This window comes from Hymenobacter ruricola, from assembly GCF_015694525.1.
Taxonomy (GTDB): domain Bacteria; phylum Bacteroidota; class Bacteroidia; order Cytophagales; family Hymenobacteraceae; genus Hymenobacter; species Hymenobacter ruricola.
Window position 1 is genome coordinate 408,650 of the sequence record NZ_JADQDM010000001.1, and the last position, 21,221, is coordinate 429,870.

At 64.6% G+C, this 21,221-nt stretch carries 18 protein-coding genes and 1 tRNA gene; 14 read left to right on the plus strand and 5 right to left on the minus strand.

From position 1 onward, the window contains the following. Positions 1-8: 8 nt before the first annotated feature. Both I2H31_RS01800 and I2H31_RS01805 read right to left on the minus strand, forming a co-directional pair. Complete coding sequence (locus I2H31_RS01800) at positions 9-2,018, minus strand: carboxypeptidase-like regulatory domain-containing protein (RefSeq protein ID WP_196291290.1); 2,010 nt, start codon at positions 2,016-2,018, stop codon at positions 9-11. Between the two features lie 33 nt (positions 2,019-2,051). Continuing rightward, on the minus strand, positions 2,052-2,540 hold the full coding sequence (locus tag I2H31_RS01805) for a hypothetical protein (RefSeq protein ID WP_196291291.1): 489 nt from the start codon (positions 2,538-2,540) through the stop codon (positions 2,052-2,054). 538 nt (positions 2,541-3,078) lie between these two features. Here I2H31_RS01805 and I2H31_RS01810 point away from each other — a divergent pair. The 14 genes from I2H31_RS01810 (at position 3,079) to I2H31_RS01875 (ending at position 18,961) form a co-directional block, all read left to right on the plus strand. Beyond that, complete coding sequence (locus I2H31_RS01810) at positions 3,079-4,227, plus strand: sensor histidine kinase (RefSeq protein ID WP_196291292.1); 1,149 nt, start codon at positions 3,079-3,081, stop codon at positions 4,225-4,227. 8 nt (positions 4,228-4,235) lie between these two features. Further along, positions 4,236-5,372, plus strand: a complete 1,137-nt coding sequence (locus tag I2H31_RS01815; protein ID WP_196291293.1) for a sensor histidine kinase — start codon at positions 4,236-4,238, stop codon at positions 5,370-5,372. Between the two features lie 179 nt (positions 5,373-5,551). Further along, a complete protein-coding gene (locus I2H31_RS01820; protein ID WP_196291294.1) occupies positions 5,552-6,172 on the plus strand; it encodes a hypothetical protein in 621 nt (206 codons plus the stop codon). 92 nt (positions 6,173-6,264) lie between these two features. Further along, positions 6,265-6,906: a CatB-related O-acetyltransferase gene (locus tag I2H31_RS01825; RefSeq protein WP_196291295.1), complete on the plus strand. Its 642-nt coding sequence runs from the start codon at positions 6,265-6,267 to the stop codon at positions 6,904-6,906. 39 nt (positions 6,907-6,945) lie between these two features. Beyond that, a complete protein-coding gene (locus tag I2H31_RS01830; RefSeq protein ID WP_196291296.1) occupies positions 6,946-8,055 on the plus strand; it encodes a sensor histidine kinase in 1,110 nt (369 codons plus the stop codon). Further along, positions 8,052-8,840, plus strand: coding sequence for a LytR/AlgR family response regulator transcription factor (locus tag I2H31_RS01835; protein WP_196291297.1), 789 nt, complete (start codon positions 8,052-8,054; stop codon positions 8,838-8,840). The genes I2H31_RS01830 and I2H31_RS01835 overlap by 4 nt, the downstream gene beginning before the upstream one ends. A gap of 171 nt (positions 8,841-9,011) precedes the next feature. Continuing rightward, positions 9,012-9,836, plus strand: coding sequence for a hypothetical protein (locus tag I2H31_RS01840; RefSeq protein ID WP_196291298.1), 825 nt, complete (start codon positions 9,012-9,014; stop codon positions 9,834-9,836). 58 nt (positions 9,837-9,894) lie between these two features. Then, positions 9,895-10,473, plus strand: coding sequence for a Crp/Fnr family transcriptional regulator (locus tag I2H31_RS01845; RefSeq protein WP_196291299.1), 579 nt, complete (start codon positions 9,895-9,897; stop codon positions 10,471-10,473). Between the two features lie 66 nt (positions 10,474-10,539). After that, on the plus strand, positions 10,540-11,106 hold the full coding sequence (locus I2H31_RS01850) for a DinB family protein (RefSeq protein ID WP_196291300.1): 567 nt from the start codon (positions 10,540-10,542) through the stop codon (positions 11,104-11,106). Between the two features lie 258 nt (positions 11,107-11,364). Further along, positions 11,365-12,213, plus strand: a complete 849-nt coding sequence (locus tag I2H31_RS01855; RefSeq protein WP_196291301.1) for a carboxypeptidase-like regulatory domain-containing protein — start codon at positions 11,365-11,367, stop codon at positions 12,211-12,213. Between the two features lie 47 nt (positions 12,214-12,260). Beyond that, positions 12,261-13,895 (plus strand): hypothetical protein, encoded by a 1,635-nt coding sequence (locus I2H31_RS01860; protein WP_196291302.1) that lies wholly within the window; start codon positions 12,261-12,263, stop codon positions 13,893-13,895. Between the two features lie 169 nt (positions 13,896-14,064). Further along, on the plus strand, positions 14,065-15,384 hold the full coding sequence (locus I2H31_RS01865; RefSeq protein ID WP_196291303.1) for a T9SS type A sorting domain-containing protein: 1,320 nt from the start codon (positions 14,065-14,067) through the stop codon (positions 15,382-15,384). A gap of 311 nt (positions 15,385-15,695) precedes the next feature. Next, positions 15,696-17,963 carry a proprotein convertase P-domain-containing protein gene (locus I2H31_RS01870; RefSeq protein ID WP_196291304.1) on the plus strand — a complete coding sequence of 756 codons (2,268 nt, stop codon included), beginning with the start codon at positions 15,696-15,698 and terminating at the stop codon, positions 17,961-17,963. Positions 17,964-18,103: 140 nt separating this feature from the next. After that, entirely contained in the window at positions 18,104-18,961 is an 858-nt protein-coding gene (locus I2H31_RS01875) for a hypothetical protein (RefSeq protein ID WP_196291305.1), read from the plus strand. Between the two features lie 305 nt (positions 18,962-19,266). Here I2H31_RS01875 and I2H31_RS01885 read toward each other — a convergent pair. The 3 genes from I2H31_RS01885 to I2H31_RS01895 form a co-directional block, all read right to left on the minus strand. Next, positions 19,267-19,340, minus strand: a tRNA-Arg gene (locus I2H31_RS01885). A gap of 107 nt (positions 19,341-19,447) precedes the next feature. Further along, the gene (locus tag I2H31_RS01890; protein ID WP_196291307.1) at positions 19,448-20,170 is read right to left on the minus strand and encodes a TVP38/TMEM64 family protein; all 723 of its coding nucleotides are present in this window, start codon (positions 20,168-20,170) and stop codon (positions 19,448-19,450) included. Positions 20,171-20,256: 86 nt separating this feature from the next. Next, positions 20,257-21,162 (minus strand): DUF2167 domain-containing protein, encoded by a 906-nt coding sequence (locus I2H31_RS01895; RefSeq protein ID WP_196291308.1) that lies wholly within the window; start codon positions 21,160-21,162, stop codon positions 20,257-20,259. Between the last annotated feature and the right edge of the window lie 59 nt (positions 21,163-21,221).

Consider the following 21,221-nt stretch of genomic DNA (forward strand, 5'->3'; position numbering starts at 1 on the left):
CCGGATGCTTACAAATCCACGCCCCGCCGCAGGTCGAAGGAGCCGTTGCTAATGGTCACGACATCGCCCGAAAGTGCCATGAGCGTGCCCGCGAAGGTGCCCTGGATGCGGCCGCCCACCGCATCATAGCGGGTGATGGTGACGGTCAGGCCGGTGGCGGGCCGCGGGCTTTGGGGAAAATACGCCTGCATGGTCAGCTCGCCGCCGTTGAACATCAGCCCGGGCAGCATCACGGTCAGCGGAAAGGTGCCGCGCCCGGAGGCGTTTTCCAGCGCCAGGTAGATGAATTTGCTGCCGGGCCCGGTGCCGCCGGCCTGGAGTTGGAGGGCCGGGCCGGGAATGCCGATGGCGGCCCCGTTGGCGAAGAAGGTAGCAAATGGACCCGCACCGGCTGGGCTGGTGTCTCGCATCTGCACCGACTCGTTCACGTGGCCGTCGCCGTTAATTGTGAAGTCGACGCGGGCGCTGGGGTCCACGGTGTGGCTGCCGCTGCCGGGGTTGCCGGGCACGAGGATGCCGCCGTTGTTGCCGGGGTTGGTGGCGGGGTTGCCGGTGCAGGGGTCCAGCGCGCCGAGGTCGAGCACCTGCCCGGCGGGCGGCGGGGCCACGTCGCGCTGGCCGATGACCTGGCCGCCGTCGTTGTAGAACGCCAGCCGGATGAGTTGGCCCGGCGCGCAACGGAAGTTGAATTGGCCGTCCGCGCTCACGCTGCGGTAGAAGAGCGTGAAGTCGCCGTTGGCGGTCGGGGTGTCGTAGTAGGCAAAGTAGTGGTCCACAGGCCGCCCGTTGCAGCTATTGGGCGCAAAGCGTCCTTTCACGGCGCTGAGCGGGTTCACCCGCAGCGTGCCAATGTCGGTGGTGGTGCCGGGGGCCAGGTTGCCCAGCCTCAGGCGATTCACGCTGGCGGTGCCGAAGTTTTCGGCCGCGGTGCTGAACAGCTCGTCGGCCTCGCCGGCGGGGCCGGTCCACGAGCCGGACGGCACCTCCACAATCTGCACGCTGTCGGCGGAGTTGCAGAGCACGGTCATTTGCAACCCGAGGCGGGGAATGGACACGCGAGCCACGGGGTACGGGGCCTCTTTTTTGGTGAAGCCCGGCAGGTCGGTGGTGGGCCGGATGCGGAACTTGATGAAGGCACTGGGCCCCACAATCTGGTCGGCGTTCCAGCTCGAAAAGTGGCCCACCGTGCCCACGTACTCGCCGCCCGTGAGGGAGGCCGAGCCTTCTTCCACCCACAAGCCCTTGGCCTCGTCGAAGTGCCAGAGCGGGATGGTGGCGGGCGCCGCGCCGCGCATGCTGGCCGGTACCGGGAAGCGCAGCGTGGCGCGCTGGCCGGCCGCGAGCTGCAGGGCCTGGCCGGCGCCGTCCTCCAGCTCCACGCGCATGGCGCCGAAGGTTTTCAGCTTCTGGGTTTTGCCGTCGGCCGACTCGGCTTGCAGGTCGCGGCCGGGCATCAGGTCGTTCACGCGGGCCGAAGTGGGGTCGATGTAGCGCACGTAGGCCTGCACCGCGCCGCCGTAGGCGCTGCCGTTGCGGGCCACGGCCCCGGCGGGAAACTCAATGCGCGCGCCGCCGGGCACTTGTAGGGTGCCGCCCGCCGTGGCCGAGCCCAGCGTGAGGGCCGGGCCCCGGCTGGTCAGCAGCACCGTGGTGGCGGTTTGGCCAGCACCAGGCTTCAGGCCCACCGTGCTGTCGAAGTAGTTGGCTTTGCTGGCCTGCACCACGTAGCGCGCCGCCGGCACCGTCACGCTGGCGAAGCAAAAGGCGCCGTTGGCATCGGTGGTTTGGGACTGGCCGGCCACCCGCACGAGGGCGCCCGCCACGGGGCGGTTCTGCTCGTCGCGCACCAGGCCCGATACGGCCGTGGTCACTTGCGTCGGGTTTTCGGGCGAGGGCACCGGGTCGATGCCGTCTTCGTGGTGGCAGCCGGCCAGGGCGCCGCTGAGCAGCAAGGTCAGCAGCCAGGCCCAGGCGACGAGCGGCGGGCGCCGGCGGGCGGAAAGGAAGGAGCGAAGCATAGGGCAAAGCAGTGCGAGTGAGTGGGAAACGGGCTACTTCGTGTAGGTCAGCGTGTACGTGACGCTGGTGCCCGAGCCAATGCCGAACAAGTCGTCGGCAGTGCTCATCTGCAGCTGCGTATCCGTCACGTTCAGCACCTTGAAGCGAATCTGGTTGCCGTTTACCAGCACATTGACGCCGTTGTCGTTGCCGGTTTTGACGAAGCTCCAGGTGCCGGTCACCGTTTGCTGGTCGGAGGGGTCGCACTTGCTGGCGCCCTCATCGCTTTTAAACTGGCCCCCGGCCGCGAACTCCTGGGTGTCGTCCTTGGTGCAGGCCGGGATGAAGGGGTAGATGTCGGTGACGGTGGTGCCGCCGGTGGTTTGCAGGCCGGGGTTGGCCGTGAGGGCCGTCATGTGCCACACGTTGGCGCTGAGCAGCTGCTCGGGGGTTTTGGGCTGGGGGGCCTTCTCCTTGTCTTTGGTGCAGGCAGCGGCCAGCAAGGTGGCGGCGGTGAGGGCGAAAAGAGCAATGCGTTTCATACAGAAAAAAGGATGAGGTTGAGAAAAAGTGAAGCAGAAAAAAGGTGAGAATGAGGCCGGTTAATTCGCTCGTAGTGCAGTTGTACTGCGGCCCGCCAGATGGCTCAGGAGCACCGAAAGAGCCGGCTCTAACCGGCGCTGGTGGCGGGTTGGTGTTGCAAAATTGCCGGCCGCCCCAGGGGTGGGCCAATGGCGAATGGAACCAACTGCAGAAAATGTGGCATGAACCGGATGAATTTGGATTTCAGTTGCGCGGCCAAATGCGGCCCGCTAGGTCTATTGCGGTAATTACCAGTTTATTAATGGATTGCGACCAACGCCGCCACTTACGCCGCACCAAGACAGCCTTGCTGGCAGCGGGACCCACAGTTCATCACCGGCTTTGCGCAATTCAAGCACTACATGGCGCATTTCGCCCCCTTCTTTCGGATTGAGCCGGGCGCGTGCTGTACTTTTAAACACCTTTATTTCGGGCCGCAGCCTTGCTTTCATTCGCATCAAGCCCGCAGCCCAACGACTGCCAATCAACCATTTGCTTGTGACTTCAACCGGAATGGCTACCCTGCGCGACCCTTTCCTTTTGCGGGTGCTGCTCAAGGCCATTCGGCCCAGCACGGTGCAGGCGAGCTTTTACCGCTGGACCACCTTCTTCACCATTCCCTTCTACAGCTACATGTACTGGGGCCCGCGCTACTTCACCGATTGGCGGGTGCTGCTGGGCGGCACGGGCCTGCTGGTGGTGCTGGGCGTGCCGGCCATCGTGCTGTGCAACGCGCTGGCCGAGCAAGTGACGAGGCGCTACCCCGAGCCGCAGCAGGCCCGGCAGCGCGCTAGCATTCTGGTGCTGGTGATGAGCGTGCTGTTTGGGCCGTCCACGGCGGCGTGGATGTGGAGCATGGACGCGGTGCACCTGTTTGGCTACCGCTACAACCCGGCCACCGGGCCCTGGATTGTGGGCTCAGTGCTGCTGGTGAACGTGCTGGTGGTGGTGCTGTTTGAACTGCTGCTGGCCCTGAACCAGTGGCAAACCAACCAACTGGGCGCCGAGCGGCTGGAGCACGAGCAACTGCAGGGCCAGCTCGACGAGGTGAAGCAGCAAATCAGCCCGCACTTCCTCTTCAACAGCCTCAACTCGCTCTCCGTGCTCATCGGCGAAGACCCCCGGCAGGCCGAACGGTTCGTGGACGAAATGGCCAAGGTGTACCGCTACCTGCTGCAAAGCCACCGCGGCGGCGAGCCACTGGCCGGCCACCCCGGCCTCACCACCCTGGAAGCCGAACTGCGCTACCTGGCCTCCTACGCCCACCTGCTGCGCACCCGCTACGGCGCGGCCCTAGAGCTAAGCATTGCCGCCGACGTGGCCGAGGGGCACCGCCAGGGCGGCCTGCTGCCCCTCACCCTGCAAACGCTGGTCGACAACGCCCTGCGGCACAACGTGGCTTCGGCCGCCCGGCCCCTGCGCATTGCCGTCGACACCACGCCCGCCGGGCAGGTGCGGGTGCGCAACACCCGGCAGAAACGCACCGTGCGCGTGCCCCTGCCGCAAGACAACCTGGCGGCGCTGCAGGCCCGCTACCAGCGCCTGGGCCCCGGCGGCCCGGCCGTGGAGGTGGCCGCGGGCGAAGAATATTTCACGGTGAGCATTCATCTGGCGGGCTGCCGGACGCCGCAGCTGGCCACCCAGTGAGCGGGCCCATGCAAACGAGCTGGCAACGCGTGCTTCCGCGGTTTAATTTCCGCCGCCACTGGCCCTACGTGCTGGTGCTGCCCTGGGTGGTGCCCCTCACGTGCTACCTGATTGTGGGGCCGGCGTACTTGCAGCGCCCGGTGGTTTTTGGCGGGGCCACGGCGCTGATGGCCTTGCTGGCGGAGCGCTGGCTGTGGGGGCTGAACCGGGCCACGCGGGCCGTGGTGCGCCGCTACCCCGGCCTGCACCAAACTACGCAGCGCGTGGCGGGCAACCTGCTGCTGGGCCTGGGCGTGTCGGTGGTGTTTCTGGTGGGCAGCGTGGCGCTGTTTTCGTACGGCCACCTGTTTGGCACGTCCATCACCGTGGGCCAATTTTTCTCTACGCACAAGGCGGTGCCGCAGGTGCAGGGGTGGCTGGCGCGCGCGCTGGGCGTGCAGCTGCGCCCCGCGGCGGTAGCGGCCGTGCTCTACGCCGTCGACCTGCTGGTGGTGCTGCTACTGGTGCTGGTGTACGAGGCGTTTTACCTGCTGGGCCGCTGGCAGGAAAGCAAGCTCAACTTCGAGCAGCGCAAGAAAGCGGCGTTGCGCAGCCAGCTGCAAAGCCTGAAAAGCCAGATTAACCCGCACTTTCTCTTTAACACCCTCAACTCCCTGTCCTCGCTCATTGCCGAGGAGCCCGCGCTGGCCGAGCGGTTCGTGGACGAAATCGCCAAAGTGTACCGCTACCTGCTGCAAACCAACGAGAGCGAGTTGACGTCGCTGGCGGCCGAGTTGGCATTTATTCAGTCGTACTACCACCTGCTGCGCACCCGCTACGGCGCGGGCCTGGAGCTGCGCGTGGCGGTGGCCGACGACTATCTGGCCCACCGCCTGCCGCCCCTCACGCTGCAAATGCTCGTGGAAAACGCGGTGAAGCACAACGTCATCCAGGCCACACGGCCGCTGCGCATCGACATCGTGACCACGCCAGCGGGGGCCTTGTGCGTGCGCAACAACGCCCAGCCCCGTGCCACCCGCGTCGAATCCAACCACGTGGGCCTGGCCAACATCACGGCCCGCTACCAGCTGCTGGCCCAGGCCAGCCCGCTGATTGAAGCCGAACCCGCCCACTTCACCGTGACGCTGCCGCTGCTGCCCGCCTAGCGGCCGAATTTCAGGCCCGAAGAGCCACAATTGAAGCAACGAAACCCGCAGTTGGGCCCACTTCGCCTTTGGCAGGGCCGGGGGATGGCGCACTTTTGTCCGGCATTCACCGCTGGGCCCTTCGTCAGAAGGCCGGGCGGCGGGGCGCTATCAATTCCTCCTTTTTTTCTGCAAGATTTATGAAAATCTCCAACAAAGTACTGGGCGTGCTGGGCATGGCTGCCGCGCCGTTTCTCGGCCTTGAAACGCATTTCTTTATCAAGGCCGGCATGCACAACACTTCCCTCACGGGCACGTGCGACTTGATTTACATGCTGGGCTGGGCGGGCAGCATTGTGGCCCTGTTGCGCCTGCGGGCCGCGGGCGATACCAAGGTTGGCCGGGCGGTGCTTTACGCGCAGCTGGGCTGCCTGGCCATGGCCTGCATCTGGAACGCCTGGGTGATTGTGGCGCCAAATTCGGAAGGGTCGGTTTTCCGCTTCTTCGATGCTTTCTGGCCTATCAGCAACGTGTTCATGCTGGCGACGGGCGCGGCAGTGGCGCGAGCGAGGCGGCTGCGCGGCTGGGCGCGGTGGGTGCCGCTGGGCGTGGGGTGCTGGTTTCCGTTCACCATGCTGCTGGGCCTAGCGTTTGGCCGGTCGGAGGTGGTGCTGTATGGCATGACCGGGTATTCGGTGGTGGCCTGGTTTTGCCTGGGGCTGGTGGTTTTCCGCCTGCCCGTGCCGCGTCCGAGCACGGTTCACGCACCGGCCTTGCCAGTTCAGGAAGCTGAATACGCACTTGGCGCCGGGCAGGCTTGAATCCGGCTGCGTCGTTTCGCACCTTTAAGCTTGTCCAACAGCTGCTGGCTGCCCCGCAAAGGCGATAGCGCTTCTCTCCCGACACGTGATTTATGACTGCTCCCGACCCCAATGCCGCGTTTCCCCTGGCGGGTTACAACCGCTTGTGTTTCCTGAAAAACGTAGTGCACCACCCGCAAATCAGCGTAGGCGACTATACGTATTACGATGATTTCGAAACGGTTGAAAATTTTCTGCGCCAAGTGCGCTACCTGTTCGATTTCACGGGCGACTGCCTGCGCATCGGCAAGTTTTGCATGATTGCCTCGGGGGTTGAATTCATCATGAATGGCGCCAATCACCTCACCGGGGCCGTTAGCGCGTATCCGTTCGCCGTGTTCGGCCACGACTGGCAGGGCGCGATGGCCGGCAAAGCCTATCCTACCAAAGGCGATACTGTGATTGGCAACGATGTCTGGCTGGGGTACCGCGCCGCCATTATGCCGGGCATTACCATCGGCGACGGAGCTATTGTCGGGGCGTATTCGGTGGTGACGCGCGACGTACCGCCTTATAGCGTCGTGGGTGGCAACCCGGCGCAGCTGCTGCGCCCGCGCTTTGAGGCCGCCACGGTGCAACGGCTGTTGGCCCTGCGCTGGTGGGACTGGCCGACGGCGAAAATTACCCGCTACGCCGGGCTGCTGACGGGCGACGTACACACCTTCCTGAATGAAGCTGAATCGTCAGTCGATTAACCGTTTACCTATTCCTTCGTTTTGTTTCCGTAGGTTTTCATGGCACTTTTGGCTACGTCTCCGCCCGCTGCCCTGCCTGACCACCGCACCCGTTGGGCGTATCTGCTCACGATGCCCTGGCTGGTGCTGGCCTGGGGCTACCTGCTGCTGGGCGAAGCGTATTGGCACAGCTCCGCCACGTTCGCCCAGGCCACTTTGCTGAATGCGGCGCTGCTGAGCGCCGGGTTTTGGGCGCAGGCCCGGGTGGCGGCTGTCATCAGCCGGCGGCTGCCCGGCTTTGGGCAAACGCTGCGTCGCGTGGGGCTCACCCTGCTGGTGCACGCGCTGCTGGCGGTGGCATCACTGGGCGTCATTGTAGTGTTATATACTGCATTTCAACTGTTTGGCTTTACGCCGAGCTATGCCGTCTTGCTGAAAGCCTACGCGCTGAACCTGGTAGCGCTGGTGCTGGCCCTGGGCCTCTACGAAACGTTTCATTCTCTGGGCCAGTGGCAACAGCAGCAGCTCGACCGCGAAACGCTGAAGCGCGAAAACCTGCACGTGCAGCTGCAGGGCCTGCGCAGCCAGGTGAGCCCGCATTTTCTCTTCAATAGCTTCAATTCCCTTTCCTCGCTCATTGCCGACGAGCCCGCGAAAGCCGAGCAGTTTGTGGACGAGATGGCGCGCGTGTACCGCTACCTGCTGCAAACCAACGGCGGCTCGGCCGCGGCCGGCAGCGGCGCCGACGAGCTGGCCACCCTCGACCTGGAATTGGGCTTTATTGCCTCCTACTACCACCTGCTCAAAACCCGGCACGGCCCCGGCCTGCACCTCACCATCGACGTGCCCAGCCGGTACCGGCAGCACCGCCTGCCGCCCCTCACGCTGCAGCTGCTGGTGGAAAATGCGGTGAAGCACAACGTCATTCTGCCCGCCCGCCCCTTGCGCATTGAAATTGCCACCACGCCCCAGGGCCGCTTGTGGGTGCGCAATAATTTGCAGCAGAAAGCCACCCGGCCCGGCCGGTTCGAGTCGACGCACATCGGGCTGGCCAACATCCGGGCCCGCTACCAGCTGCTGGCCCAGCCCGAGCCGCTCGTCGAGGCCGATGCCGAGTATTTTACCGTTACGCTGCCCTTGTTGGCGCAATTTCCGCTCCTCACCCCATGAATGCCCTCATTGTTGAAGACGAAGAACTGGCCGTGCGCAAGCTCCGCAAGCTGTTGCAGGAAGTGGCCCCCACGCTCGCGGTGGCGGGCGTAGCGGCCAGCATCGAAGACACGGTGGCCTGGCTGGAAAGCCGCCGCGCCGCCGGCGAGCCCGAGCCCGACCTGATTTTTCTGGACATCGAGCTGGCCGACGGGCAAAGCTTTGAGATTTTCGAGCGCACGCCGGTGCACAGCACGGTCATCTTCACCACCAGCTACGACGAGTACGCCCTGCAAGCCTTCAAGGTGAACAGCATCGACTACCTGCTCAAGCCCGTGCAGCGCGAGGAGCTGGCGCGCAGCCTGCGCAAGTACGAGGAGCTGCGCCGCCACGCCGCCCCCGCCGCCGGCCCCGCGCTCAACATCGAAAAGCTGCTGCAACAGCTGCAGCAGCAGGCGCCGCGCGAGTACCGGCAGCGCTTTTTGGTGCGGCAGGGCCAGCGCCTGCTGTCCGTCGAAACCGGCGACATTGCCTACTTCTACACCGACGAGCGGTACAGCTTTTTCGCCACCCACGCCGGCCAGAAATTCCTGGTCGACTACACCCTCGACGAGCTGACCGAAGCCCTGGACCCGGCCCGGTTTTTCCGCATCAACCGCGGCATGCTGGTCACGCACCAGGCCGTGGAGCAGATGCAGCCCTATTTCGGCAACCGCCTCGCGCTCACCTTCCGCCCCGCCTTCGACAAAGACGCGCTGGTGAGCCGCGAAAAGGTGAGCGACTTCAAAACCTGGATGGGCAAGTAAGGTGCTTGCAGCAGGCGTTGCTGAATGGGGCGAAGCCGCGCGCAGGCCACTGCATTACCTGCTGGGAGCCACAGCGCAACCCGTAATCGTCCGTGGCTTTGCGGCCTTGGTCTGCTAACCTGAGGCGCAGCCGCTGCAAGTGGCCCGAAACCCTTTTAATGATTAATCAGCATGAAAACCACCGCCTTGTTGATGCGAATGGCGCTGCTGGCAGGCGCTGCCTCCTGCCATTCGGCTTACCAAACCATTCCCTACGCGCAAAGCGCCGCCCTGAAAACCAAGCTGCCTTTCATCAAAGAGTATGCAAAAGGCCCGAAAACGGTGTTTGTGTACGGCAGCTACCACACGAACGATTCGACGGATGCTGAGGGCAAAGACATTGAGCGGAATCTGGCTGCGTTTCGGCCCGATATTATTTTGTACGAAGGCGACTATATCGGCGTGGAGGCCAGCCGAAATGCCAGCCTCAGCACGTATTTCGAGATGGGCCTGGCCCGGTGGTGGGCGGCCAAACACGCCGTGAAGGAATTGAATCTGGAACCGCCGGCGCAGGGCAAGTACCGGTTTCTGCAAAAGAAGTTTGCTACCGACCAGATAATGCTGGCCGCCATTCTGGGCCAAAACACCTTGTTTATCAAGCAACACACCCGAAGCGAGTTCGAACAGCTGTTTCCGTCGCTGATAAAAGATTTTGAGCGCGAAGGCCTGCGCCTGACGGATGAGCAGAAAGCGCTGCCCCACTTTTACGCGGCCTACGCGGCCTTCTACAACAAGCCGTTCGACCCGGCGACGTTTGATTATGAAACCGTAGAAATCAAATTCACCAAAACCGTCCTCAACAAAATCAACCAAACGAGCGCGCGGTACCGCGACCAGTTCATGCTGGCCCGGATTGACAGCTGCCTGCGCGTCCACAACCGCGTGTACGTCCAGGTCGGCGGGCGGCACGCCTTGGTGTGGCAGCCCGCTTTGCAGCGCCTGGTGGCGGCCCGTTGAACCAGCCCTGGCCGGGCCGCTACCCGTCCGCCGGGCCTGGTGTTTTTTCTTTGCAACTATGCCCGCTCCCGCCGCCCGCACGCTCTTGACGGCCATTCTCGGCCAAATCCCTGGCCTGACACCCGCGGAAATCGAGGATTTTGCCGCGCGCTGGGACCAGTCGATGCTGCTGCGGCGGGGCGACTTTCTGGTGCGGCCCGGCCAGGTGGAGCAGCGCCTGTGCCTGGTGCGGCACGGGCTGCTGCGCATTTATTACCCCACCACGCCCGGCGAGGAAACCTGCGTGGGCTTCGGCTACGCCAACTCGCTGCTGGTGGCGTTTCCGTCGTTTGTGACGGGCCAGCCCTCTGAATACGGCATTCAGGCGCTGCGGCAAAGCGAGCTGCTGGCCATTGGCCGCGCCGAGTTCCTGGCGTTTGTGGAGCGCAGCCCGGCGTTCGCCCGCTTTTGGCGCGGGGAGCTGGAAAAGGCGCTGGTGGGCCGCATGGAGCACGAAATTGACTTGCTGCTGCCCGAGCCGGCGCAACGGCTGGCGCGCCTGCGGCAGCGCAACCCACGCGTTTTTCAGGTGGTGCCGCGCAAGTATCTGGCGTCTTACCTGCGCATGAGTCCCGAAACCCTGAGCCGCCTGCGCTAATTCTTGACGCCCGTCAATGTTTGGGGCGCGCTCAGGGTCAGAACTTTGTCAAAAAAAACAACCACTATGACACCTTCTGATTTCCTCGCTGCGCTGCACACCGCCGTCGCCGACCTGCGCGCCACCGCGCACACCCAATTCGCCGCCCTCGACCCGGCCCTGCTCAACCAGCGGCCCGCCCCGGCCAGCTGGAGCATCCTCGAATGCCTGGAGCACCTGAACCGTTACAGCCGCTACTACAATCCCGCACTGGCCAAGGCTCTGGCCAAATCTGGCGAAGCCACCGCATCCTCTTCCGAAGTAGGGTACAGCTGGCTGGGCCGCAAATCGGTGGAGATGATGCGCCCCGCCAATGCCAAAAAGAGCAGCACGCTCAAGCACATGAACCCGCTGGGCAGCCGCCTGGGCGCCGAGGTGTTGGCCGAATTTGACCAGCACCAGGCCCGCTTGCTGGAACTGCTAGACCGGGCCCGCACCGCCGACCTCAACCGAAAAACCGTGCCCGTGGAGTTTTTCCGGCTGCTGAAGCTGCGCCTGGGCGAGGCATTGGAGTTTGTGGTGGTGCACCAGCAGCGCCACGTGCAGCAGGTCTTGCGCGTGCAGGCCACGCTCCGCGCCGAGTTGGCGTGCTGAAGACTGGTTCACGGCAGTTGTCCAAAACAAGCTCAGACGGCTTGCCTGACGAAAAAAGAGTGAACCATTTGAAGGCCGGCTTTGCCCAATACGGCAAATGGTTTTGACAATTCGCGCAGGATTGAGTGGTAGCCGATAAAGCTGCCGAAGAGTTTTGCATCGCATTTCTGCTTCGCCCGGGGCCGCCCTGTAACCGGCAAGGTCGTTGGGCAACTGCTGGCAAACCAGGCTTCTCTAACCCTTTTTTCTGCAACTGATATGCTCAATTCTTTCCTTCAGCGCCGGGCGGGCTTACTGGCCGGGGGCCTGCTGGCCCTGGCCTCCTGCAAAACCCCCAATCCTCCCGCCCCCGCTAATCCCGACAATTCCCGCTTCGCCGACACCGTGCAGGGCAACGTGCTTGACACCAAAGGCCAGCCCCTAGCCGGGGTGCGCGTCCGCGCCGAAAACGACGTCACCCACAGCTGGGCCGAAGTCCGAACCGACGCCATCGGCCACTACACCTTTCCCAAGCTGGAGTTCGGCGGCTGGAAAATCTACGCCTGGCACGAAGTCACTTACAAGGGCCAGCCCTACACCCTGCGCCTGGGCATGCCCACTGCGGCTGGTTACGATGCCTTCGCGCCCGGCAGCCAGGGCGCCACGCGCGATTTCCGGTGGCAGCTCTCGGGCACCATCCCCGACCGCCCGCGCACGCCGGGCACCTCGGCGGGCTATTTCGGCGGGGCCATCCGGCTCGTCAACATGGACTCCAACTTCACGGGCATGCCCGTGGGCACCGAGGTCACCGTCACGCTCACGCCCGTGGCGGGCGCCACGCTCTTCGACGGCAGCGCCCCGCAGGTCATCCGGAAGTCGTTCACGGTGGTGCCCTACACCGAAACGCACGACAACTACTGGCTCTACGACATCCCGCAGTGCGAGTACCGCGTCACGGCCACCAGCCGCCTCAGCGGCGTGGCCCACAGCGTGGGCGTGAGCCGCAGCAACATTCCCCCGTTCCAGGCCGCTCTCGACGGCGTCTATTTCAAACCGGCCGGAGGCGGCAGCTACGAAAGCGGCCTGCAAGGCCCGCAGAACGACCCCATCTACGTGCGCTGGCAGTAGCCCGGCGAGCTGTTTTTCTTCCTGGATTTTCCCGCTCTTTTCTCCCCATGAACGTGTCTTTACGCGCACGGCAGCGGCTGGCTGCCTGTTTTTTCGCACTCAGCAGCCTGTTGGCTCACCATTTCGCCGCGGCCCAGGCCCCGCCCCAGCAGTGGGACCGCACCCTGGGCGGCACGGGCAACGACTACGCCCGGGGCATTCACCAGCTCAGCGACGGTGGCTACCTCGTGGCCGGCGACTCCGATTCGGGCCTCACCGGCGACAAGTCGCAGCCCAGCCATGGCGACCGGGATTATTGGGTAATCCGGCTCGATGCGGCGGGCAACAAGCTCTGGGACCGCCGCTTTGGCGGGTCCGACACCGACGAGCTGAACGCCGTGCAGCCCACCGCCGACGGCGGCTTTCTGCTGGGCGGCACGTCCTACTCCGGCGCCAGCGGCGACCGCACGCAGCCCAGCCGCGGCTTTGCCGACTACTGGGTGGTGAAGCTCGACGCCAACGGCAACAAGCTCTGGGACCGGGCCTACGGCGGCAGCGGCGCCGACGCACTGACTTGCCTGCGCCAAACGCCCGACGGCGGTTTCCTGCTCGCCGGGGCTTCGGACTCGGGCCCCGGCGGCGACCGCAGCCAGCCCGGCCAGGGGCAGGAAGACTATTGGGTGCTGCGCCTCGATGCCACCGGCAACAAGCTGTGGGACCGCGCCTACGGCGGGCCCGACCGCGACGAGCCAGCTGCGCTGGAAATCACGCCCGAAGGCGGCTTTGTGGTGGGCGGCACCTCGTTTTCGGGCATCGGCGGCGACAAAACGCAGCCCGCCCGCGGCGGCGGCGACTACTGGGTGGTGAAGCTCACCCCCACCGGCGCGAAGCAATGGGACCAGACCTTCGGCGGCTCACAATACGACAAGTTTTTTGCCCTGGGCGTGGCGGCCAACAGCGGCTACCTGCTAGGCGGCGGCTCTTTCTCGGACCGCGACGGCGACAAAACCCAGCCCAACCAAGGCATGGAGGATTTTTGGGTGGTGAAGCTCGAGGCCAACGGGACCCGGCAATGGGACCGCACCCTCGGCGGCAACGCCTACGACGAGTTGCACGACCTGCGGCCCACCCCCGACGGGGGATGGGTGCTGGGCGGCGGCTCCCGCTCGGTGGCCAGCGGCGACAAAAGCCAGCCCAGCCGGGGCGTCTACGACTTCTGGGTGGTGAAGCTGGACCACGCCGGCGCCACGCAGTGGGAAAAAACCCTGGGCGGCAACTCCTACGATGAGCTGGCGGCGCTGCAGCCCACCGCCGACGGCGGCTACGTGCTGGCGGGCTATGCGGCCTCGGGCATTAGCGGGGAGAAGTCGCAGGCCAGCCGGGGCGGGGGCGATTTCTGGGTGGTGAAGCTCGGCAGCGTCGTGGCCGGCACCGCCGCCGCGGCTTCCACGGCCACCTTGCAGGCCTACCCGAACCCGGCCCGCGTCCGCTTTCGGCTGCCGCTGCCGGCCACGGCCCCGCGCACGGGCCTGCAACTCACCCTGCTGGATGCCACGGGCCGGACGGTTTTCACGCAGGCACTTCCCACCACTCCCGGCTCCGAAGTCACGGTGGAACCAGGCGCGCAGCCGCCCGGCCTGTACCTGCTCCGGCTGGTGGGGCCCGCTGGCTACCTGGCCACGCAGCGGCTGCAGCTGCACTAAACAACGCCAAACAGCTTAAAAAAACCTGTAGTTGAACGCTCAATAAAGCGCGATGGCTCATACTGACAAACCCAGACCAAATGCTATGGCGGCGATGCTCCATCTCACCGGTTTTGCTGGCCCATTGCGGCAATGGAAACGCTTCGCTTGCGGAGCTTCCTTCTTGGGGTTGAGCGCGTGGAGCCCGCCGGCTCAGGCGCAACTCTGGCAGCTTACCCCAACATTCCCCGGCGGCCCTAAAACCGGCGTGGCCGCCACCGGCGATTCGACCCTGCTGACGGCGGTAGCCGCTGGGTTGCTGCGCACCACCAACCGGGGGCGCACCTGGCAGCTGGCCCGGCGCACCGGGCCGGTGTTCGCGGTTTTTGCCACCCGGCAGGGCCACTTGCTGGCCGGCGGCGCGGGCAAGGTGTACCGCAGCTTCGATGCCGGTGCCACCTGGGATTCGGTAGCCTTAGCCACGCCGCACCCGGTTGCCGCCTTCGCGGAAACGCCGCAGGGCGCGCTGCTGGTGGGCACGGGCGAGTACATTGCCGTGAACGGCGCAGGCAGCAGCACCGGCAACGGCGTGTTTTGCTCCGTCGACCAAGGCCAGACCTGGCAGGCGCGCAACACCGGCATCGGGGCCGGGCGCTTTGTGGACCGCTTAGCGACTGACCGCCTGGGCCGCGTGTACGCCGCCGTAGCCGACCAGCAGGGTGCTTCCCAGCCGGGCCTCTACCTCTCAACGAACGAAGGGCTGAGCTGGCAGTACCTGCCGGTTCGCCTCAACGCCGCCGGCTTCACCGACCCCGTTACGATGTATGAGGTGACGGCCCTGGCCGTGAGCCCCCAAGACTCGTTGCAGTGCAGCTACCAGGGAGTTTACCAAAACTTTGAGGCGTCGGGCAACCTGGCCCAGAGCTTGACCAACGTAACCAATCCGCTGGCCGGCTGGACCGTGCACGGCGGCACCAGCGGCATAAGCTGGTGGGCCCGCGCGCCACTGGCCAACCTCCACTTTGCCCAAAACGGCGACTGGTACAGTTCCCGCCCGGGCCCGCCGACGGTCGGCGGCACGCTGGTTTCGCAAAACCGCGGGCGCAGCTGGCGGCTGGAGCGCGCTGGCTTGGGCGCGGGGGCCGACGGTTTTCGGCAGGCCCAACAGTTTGCCGAGTTCGCCGATGGCGACGTGTTTATGGTGCAGGATACCGACGTGCGGGTGTACCACACGGGGCGGCGCCTGGCCTCGGCCACGGCCCCTCAACAAGCTACCGACTTTCAACTATACCCAAATCCCACTGCCGATGCGGTGCAACTCGTCAATCGCACCGGCCAGCGCATTGTTGCGCTGGCCCTCTACGACCTGAGCGGCCGTTGCTTGCAAATGGTGACGCCTACTGCCTCCGCAATTATTATAAGCCTGGCAAAAGAAAAACCGGGCATTTACCTCGTGAGCGCCACCTTGGCCGATGGCCGGGTCGTTCGGCGGCGGGTGGTGAAGCAGTAAGGCCACAGACCGCGCTGGGTTTGACGAACAGAAGCGACAGAGCCCAGGAGCACCTAGACTTTGTCGCTTCTGTGTGTTCGCGGAACAAGCGCTTCCCGGAATACCAGCAGCTAGACTTTGAATGCAGATGGGCCACGGCCGGGTGCGCGCCTCGCGGTTGCTGCCCGCAAGCTTGGGTTTCAACAATTCAGGCGGGCTAAATCCCAGCTCATGCAACTCCCCATTGGCCCTGTCAGCAGGCGCCCGGCAACTTTGAAGCACCGGAACGGCCCACTGTTTCTGGCATTCTCTCACCTCTTTTCTGCTTACCTATGAACCCATTTTTTCGCTCCGTTGCCTGTGCAATCGGCCTGCTGGCCGCGGGACTGCGCCCAGCCGCCGCTTCGGCCCCGGCTCGCGCCGCCGTTCTTGCGCCGGCGCCCACCATCACTTCGTTCAGCCCCAGCTATGGCGTGCCGGGCACGGTCATCACCATCACCGGCACCGATTTCACCGCGGCCACCAACGTGTCGCTGAACGGCGTGTCGGTCAATTTTACGGTGGTATCGGCCACCAGCATCACGGCCACGGTGCCGACGATAAATGCGGCCACGGGGCTCTTGCGGGTGGCCTCGCTCGATGGCCTGGGCAGTAGCGCCACGCCCTTCACGGTGGTGACGAATACGCCGGCCAACTGCGGGCTCAACATTCCAATTGCGGATGTCAGCGTTACCGACGTGCCCCTCTACGTGAGCGGCGTGGCTGGCACGCTCGGCGCGGGCCTCACCCTCACCTCCGTCGACCTGTCGCTGTTCCACACCTGGGATTCTGATTTGGAAATTAGCCTGATTTCGCCGGCCGGGCAGCGCGTGGTGCTCAGCAGCCACAACGGCGGGCGCGACGACAACTACGGCAACCCCTTTAACTGCCCCACCGAAGTCACGCACTTCGTCGATGCGGCCCCGGTGGCCGTGGGGGACGGCGCATCGCCGTTCATTGGCTCGTTTCGGCCCCAGTTTCCGCTCACAGGCTTCAGCACCGGCCCGGCCAACGGCGTGTGGACGCTGCGCCTGGAAGACACCAGCGGCGGCGACCGCGGCAACCTGCAATACGTGAAGCTGAATTTCACCGCCCCGCCCGCCGACCTGGTGGTGAACACCGCCGCCACCATTCCGGCCGGCACCTACCACAACATCACCGTCACCGGCACCGGCGATGCCGTGCTGGGTGGCCCCGTGGTGGTGGAGGGCGAGCTGCTGGTGCAAAGCGGCGGCCTGCTGCGGCCCGGCTGCCAGCCCCTCACGGGCCCGGGGGCGTTCACGCTGGCCGCCGGGGCCGCGCTGTTCATTTGCGATGCCACAGGCATCACGGCCAGCGGCAGCAACGGCGCAGTGCAGGTAACGGGGCCCCGCACGTTCTCGCCCGACGCCAACTACCACTACATCGGGCCGGGGGTGCAGTACACCGGTTCGGGCCTGCCGCCCACGGTGCGCACCCTCACCCAGACCGGCGGGAACCTGTTGCACCTTTCCAACAATCTGCAGGTAACGCAGACGCTGGACTTAATCAACGGCACGTTGGAAACCAGCGGTCGGTACGTCACCATCGGGCCGGCGGGCATGCTCAACGAGTCGGCTAATGGCTACCTTCTCGGCGTCGTGGTTACCACCCAGAGCCTGACCACCAACGCCTTGAGCAACCTCGGGGGACTGGGCCTCACGCTCACGCCCGACCCGGCCAGCCCAACCGCGCCCGGCAACGTGGCCGTGTCGCGCATTACCGGCACGGCCGTAACCGCCGGCAGCAACCACGGCATTGAGCGCTACTACATCCTGCAGCCGGCCAACCCTATTTCGAACGCGACGCTCACCTTCGCCTACGCCCAAACCGAGCTGCAAGGGCTGGCCGAAACCGACCTGAGTTTGTTCCGCTCCACCACTTTTGGGGCGAGTACCTGGCAAAGCCTTGGTGCCACCAGCCGCGATGCGACGGCCAACGCGGTCACCGTTACGGGCGTGAACCAATTTGGCTTTCTGACGCTGGCCAGCGCCGCGGCCCCGCTGCCGGTAGAACTGGCGGCCTTCACCGCCCAGCCGAGCGGCTCCGGCGTGGCCCTGGCCTGGCGCACGGCTTCGGAGAAGAACAGCGCCACATTTGAAGTAGAGCGCAGCCTGGGGGGCCAGGTATTTGAACGCATTGGCACCGTGGCGGCCCAGGGTACCACCGCCCAGCTAACCGACTACCGCTTCATGGACAGCCAATGCCCGCTGGAGGCAACCACGCTCTACTACCGCCTGCGCCAGGTCGACCGGGACGGCACCGCCGTTTATTCGCCTGTTCGCACGGCCTCTCGCTCCGCCAGCAGTGTCCCGAACCAGCTGCTGGCCTACCCCAACCCGGCCCACGGCGCGGTCAGGGTGCGCTTGGTGGGGTCATTAGTGGCAGCCCAGCTGCAGGTATTCGATGCCCTGGGCCGGCAGGTGCATTCGCAGCCGGCCCCCGTAGCTGGCACGGAGGTCCTAATGCCCTTATCCGGGCTCCCGGCAGGCATGTACACGTTGCGCTGCGGTGCAATGAGCCAGCGGCTGACGCTGGAATAAGCGGCGCCAGCCTGCTCCATCAGACTCATCTTTTAGCTCAACCTGCCACCCCGAAAAGCTGTTCTGTGCACCTGCCTGTGTGATAGCAGGACCAGCGGCTTAGGAAAAACTTGCGGCGTTGTTTTCTCCATTACCTCGCTATGAAATCTTTACTTGGGCTGCTGACTGTCGTGCTGGCCTCCGCCCCCGTACTGGCCCAAAACGTTGTTCCTGGCCCCTGCGACAAGCTACTGCTGAGCTATGCCGCTCCGCTGCCAGCCAAGCCAACCTGGACGTACACACGCTCCTTGCCCACCGGCGGCCGCGTCTACTACTTCGGGGCCGAGCACTCTCAGGATGCCACGCACCCGCAGTTTGCCCGCATCAAACAGGCTTTTGCGGAAGTCAACCCCACCATTGTCCTGTTTGAAGGGCCCAATCGGGGAGTTGATTCCACGGCCGCCGCAACCATTGCCCGACTCGGGGAGTCCGGCTACGTGCGCTTTTTGGCCAAACAGCAGCACATTGCGGTAGAATCGCTCGAAAATCCGGTGGCCGAGTACCAGCACCTCAAAACCAAGTTTGACCCGGAGCAGCTCAAGCTCTTCTACATGCTGCGCGAGGCGCAACGCCTGCGCACGCGCTCCCATGCTACCCCGGAGCAGATTACAAAGGCCATGGAAGCCTTTCTGACGAAAAGTGCCCAGGTGCTGCCCGGTGCTGACCAAGTCATCCGCTCGGTGCCGGAGTTAGCCGCCGCGTACCGGAAGCACTGGCCTCAGGGTGGCAATTGGTGGGAGGCTCCCGCTGCTTGGTTCGACCCGGCGGCAGCCTCGGCCAGCACGGGTGGCCAGTTCACCAACGACATCAACCGCGCCTCCAGCGAGTTTCGCAACGCCTACATGTATCGCCTCATTGCCGACAAGGCTCGCGCTGGACAGCGCGTGTTTGCCGTGGTAGGGCGTAATCACGTGCCTGCCCAGGCGCCCGCGCTGGATTGTGCTCTCTCGGTGCACTAGAGGCACTGTTGTTGCCCGCCGATTAGCCGGCCGCCGTGCTTGGGCTTGGCGGGAGGCTGAGCAGCGGGGGGTGGGGAACGCTCCTTTGCCTGGGCCGCCCGGTTCCGGCAATTGGCCCGGAATTACGAACGTCTCACCAGTACCCTGCAAGGCATTCACTACCTTATGTTTGCCTGCCTCATGCTCGGCAAAGCATATCACATCAACCTGCTAAGCCATTAACACGCTCTAGAGACAGCGGGTCCCCTCCCGGGTCCCCCGGAAAAGCAAAAGGCCCTTCGCAGTGTCGCAAAGGGCCTTTTTTGTGGTCGTGTAAGGAGTCGAACCTTAAACCTTCTGATTCGTAGTCAGATGCTCTATCCAATTGAGCTACACAACCAGTTCCCGTGTTGGGAGCGCAAAGGTAAGACGGAAAAAAGTGGCCGTACAAGCCCGCTGCGGGTTTTTGTTAAATAAATTTTGAAAAAAAGTGCAAGCTGCTCATAATCAAGGAGCGGTTGGGGGAGCGGCGGCACCTTTGCTCAGGGCCCGCTTCAGGGCCTGGTTGAAAAGATAGTAGATGCCAAAAAACGAGGCCGCCACCAGCGCCAGCAGCAGCAGCTTGCCGGTGGTGCCGGTGCCGGGGTCTTTCAGCAGCGTGAACACGTCCTGCGCCTTGGTGCCCAGCCAGTAGAAAAACAGGCTGCGCGGCAGCATCCCCGCCACCGAAGCCAGCAGGAAGGGCCCGCGCCGCACCCGCATGATGGCCAGCACGAACGTCATGAGCGCAAACGGTGTGACGGGCGACACCCGCGTGAGGAAAATCAACTGCCAGCTGTCGGTTTTCAGTTCTTTCATCACGGCGTCGGCTTTGGGGAAATGACCGAGAAAGGCCAGCATCTTGCCGTGGTCGAGGGCGGAAGCCACCTGGTAGCCCACCAGCGCCGCCAGCGCATACGCCACCACCATGCCCGGAAAGCCGCTCCAGCCCAAATAAAACCCCGTTATCAGGACCACAGCGGTGGTATTGACCAGCGAAAACGCCATGGCCACGCCCACGATGACGAAGTAGAGCAGGCTTTGGCCGGTGCTGAGGTTTTCGAGGAATTGCTGGTTGTGGTAGAGCACCCCCGTGAGCGAGGCGCTGCCCACCAGCGGCACGGCCACCAGCAGCAGCATGGACAGCAGCGTGGAAAAATTCTTCCGAAAGAGCTCGCGCAGAAATTTCATGGGCAGCGAAGGTAGCGGGGCCGGGGCCCTTGTCCGGCGCGGCCAGCCGCCCCCGTGCCCTGCTTACGCGCCGCCGGCCCGGGCGGCTACGCTTCCTTCTGGCCGAACCCAAAAAACCGCTTGATGGCCGCCCAGGCCCCGGCCAGCAACAGCAGGCCGGCTTTCCAGAACTTTACGATGACGGCAAACAGGCCCACTTTGGCCAGCACCTTGCCCGCCACCAGCCCGCCGATGGAGTAGGCGGCCACCTCGTCGAGGCTGGCGTCGAAGTCGGTGTACTGCTGGCCCTTGACGAAGGTGACGTTGTGCACCAAACCGGGAATGCTGGCCTTCACTTCGGCCAGCTGGCTGGGGTCGCCGATGGCGTTGAGGATGAGCACGCCCTTGCGGCCGAGCAGGCGCACGTTGTAGTTGAGCACCGTGTCGGGGTCGGTGCCGAAGCGCAGGGCCTTGGCCCAGTGCAGGGCGTGCGTGTTTTCATCGTAGTAGGGGTTGGCAGCCCAGCCGAGGAGGTACACGGGCTCGAAACCGCGCTTTTCGCGCTCGCGGTTGTTTTCGCGGGTGTCGTCCTGCATTTCCTCCAGCAGCTCGTCGTACTTGATGTCGTCGGCATCATCGTCTGCCACGTGGCCCATGGGGTCGAAATCGATGGAATAGGCCCAGTGGTTGCGGTCGACGGGGCCGCGGTCGATGGGGAAGAGCATGCCCAGGCTTTCGCCGTTGGGGTTGCCCCAGAGCTGCACCAGCACCCGGCGGCTCTGGGCCGAGTCGAGGTAGCGGAAACCGCGCGGCACGGTGAGCTCGCCGAAGCCGCCGGGCAGGACGATGTGGCCCTGCTGGTAGTGCAGGGTGGCATTCACGGAGTCGACGTAGGCTTTTTCGGCGGCGCGCCACAGCGCCACGGAGTCGGCGGCGGTGAGGACGGGTTTGGCTTTGGGCTTAGCGAAGGCCGTGCCGAAAGCGAGCATGAAGTAGAGGAGTAGTTTTTTCATGCGGCGCAACGGGCTGAAATACGGTAATTGGCTGTTGATTATGTGGTAGCCAAACCACG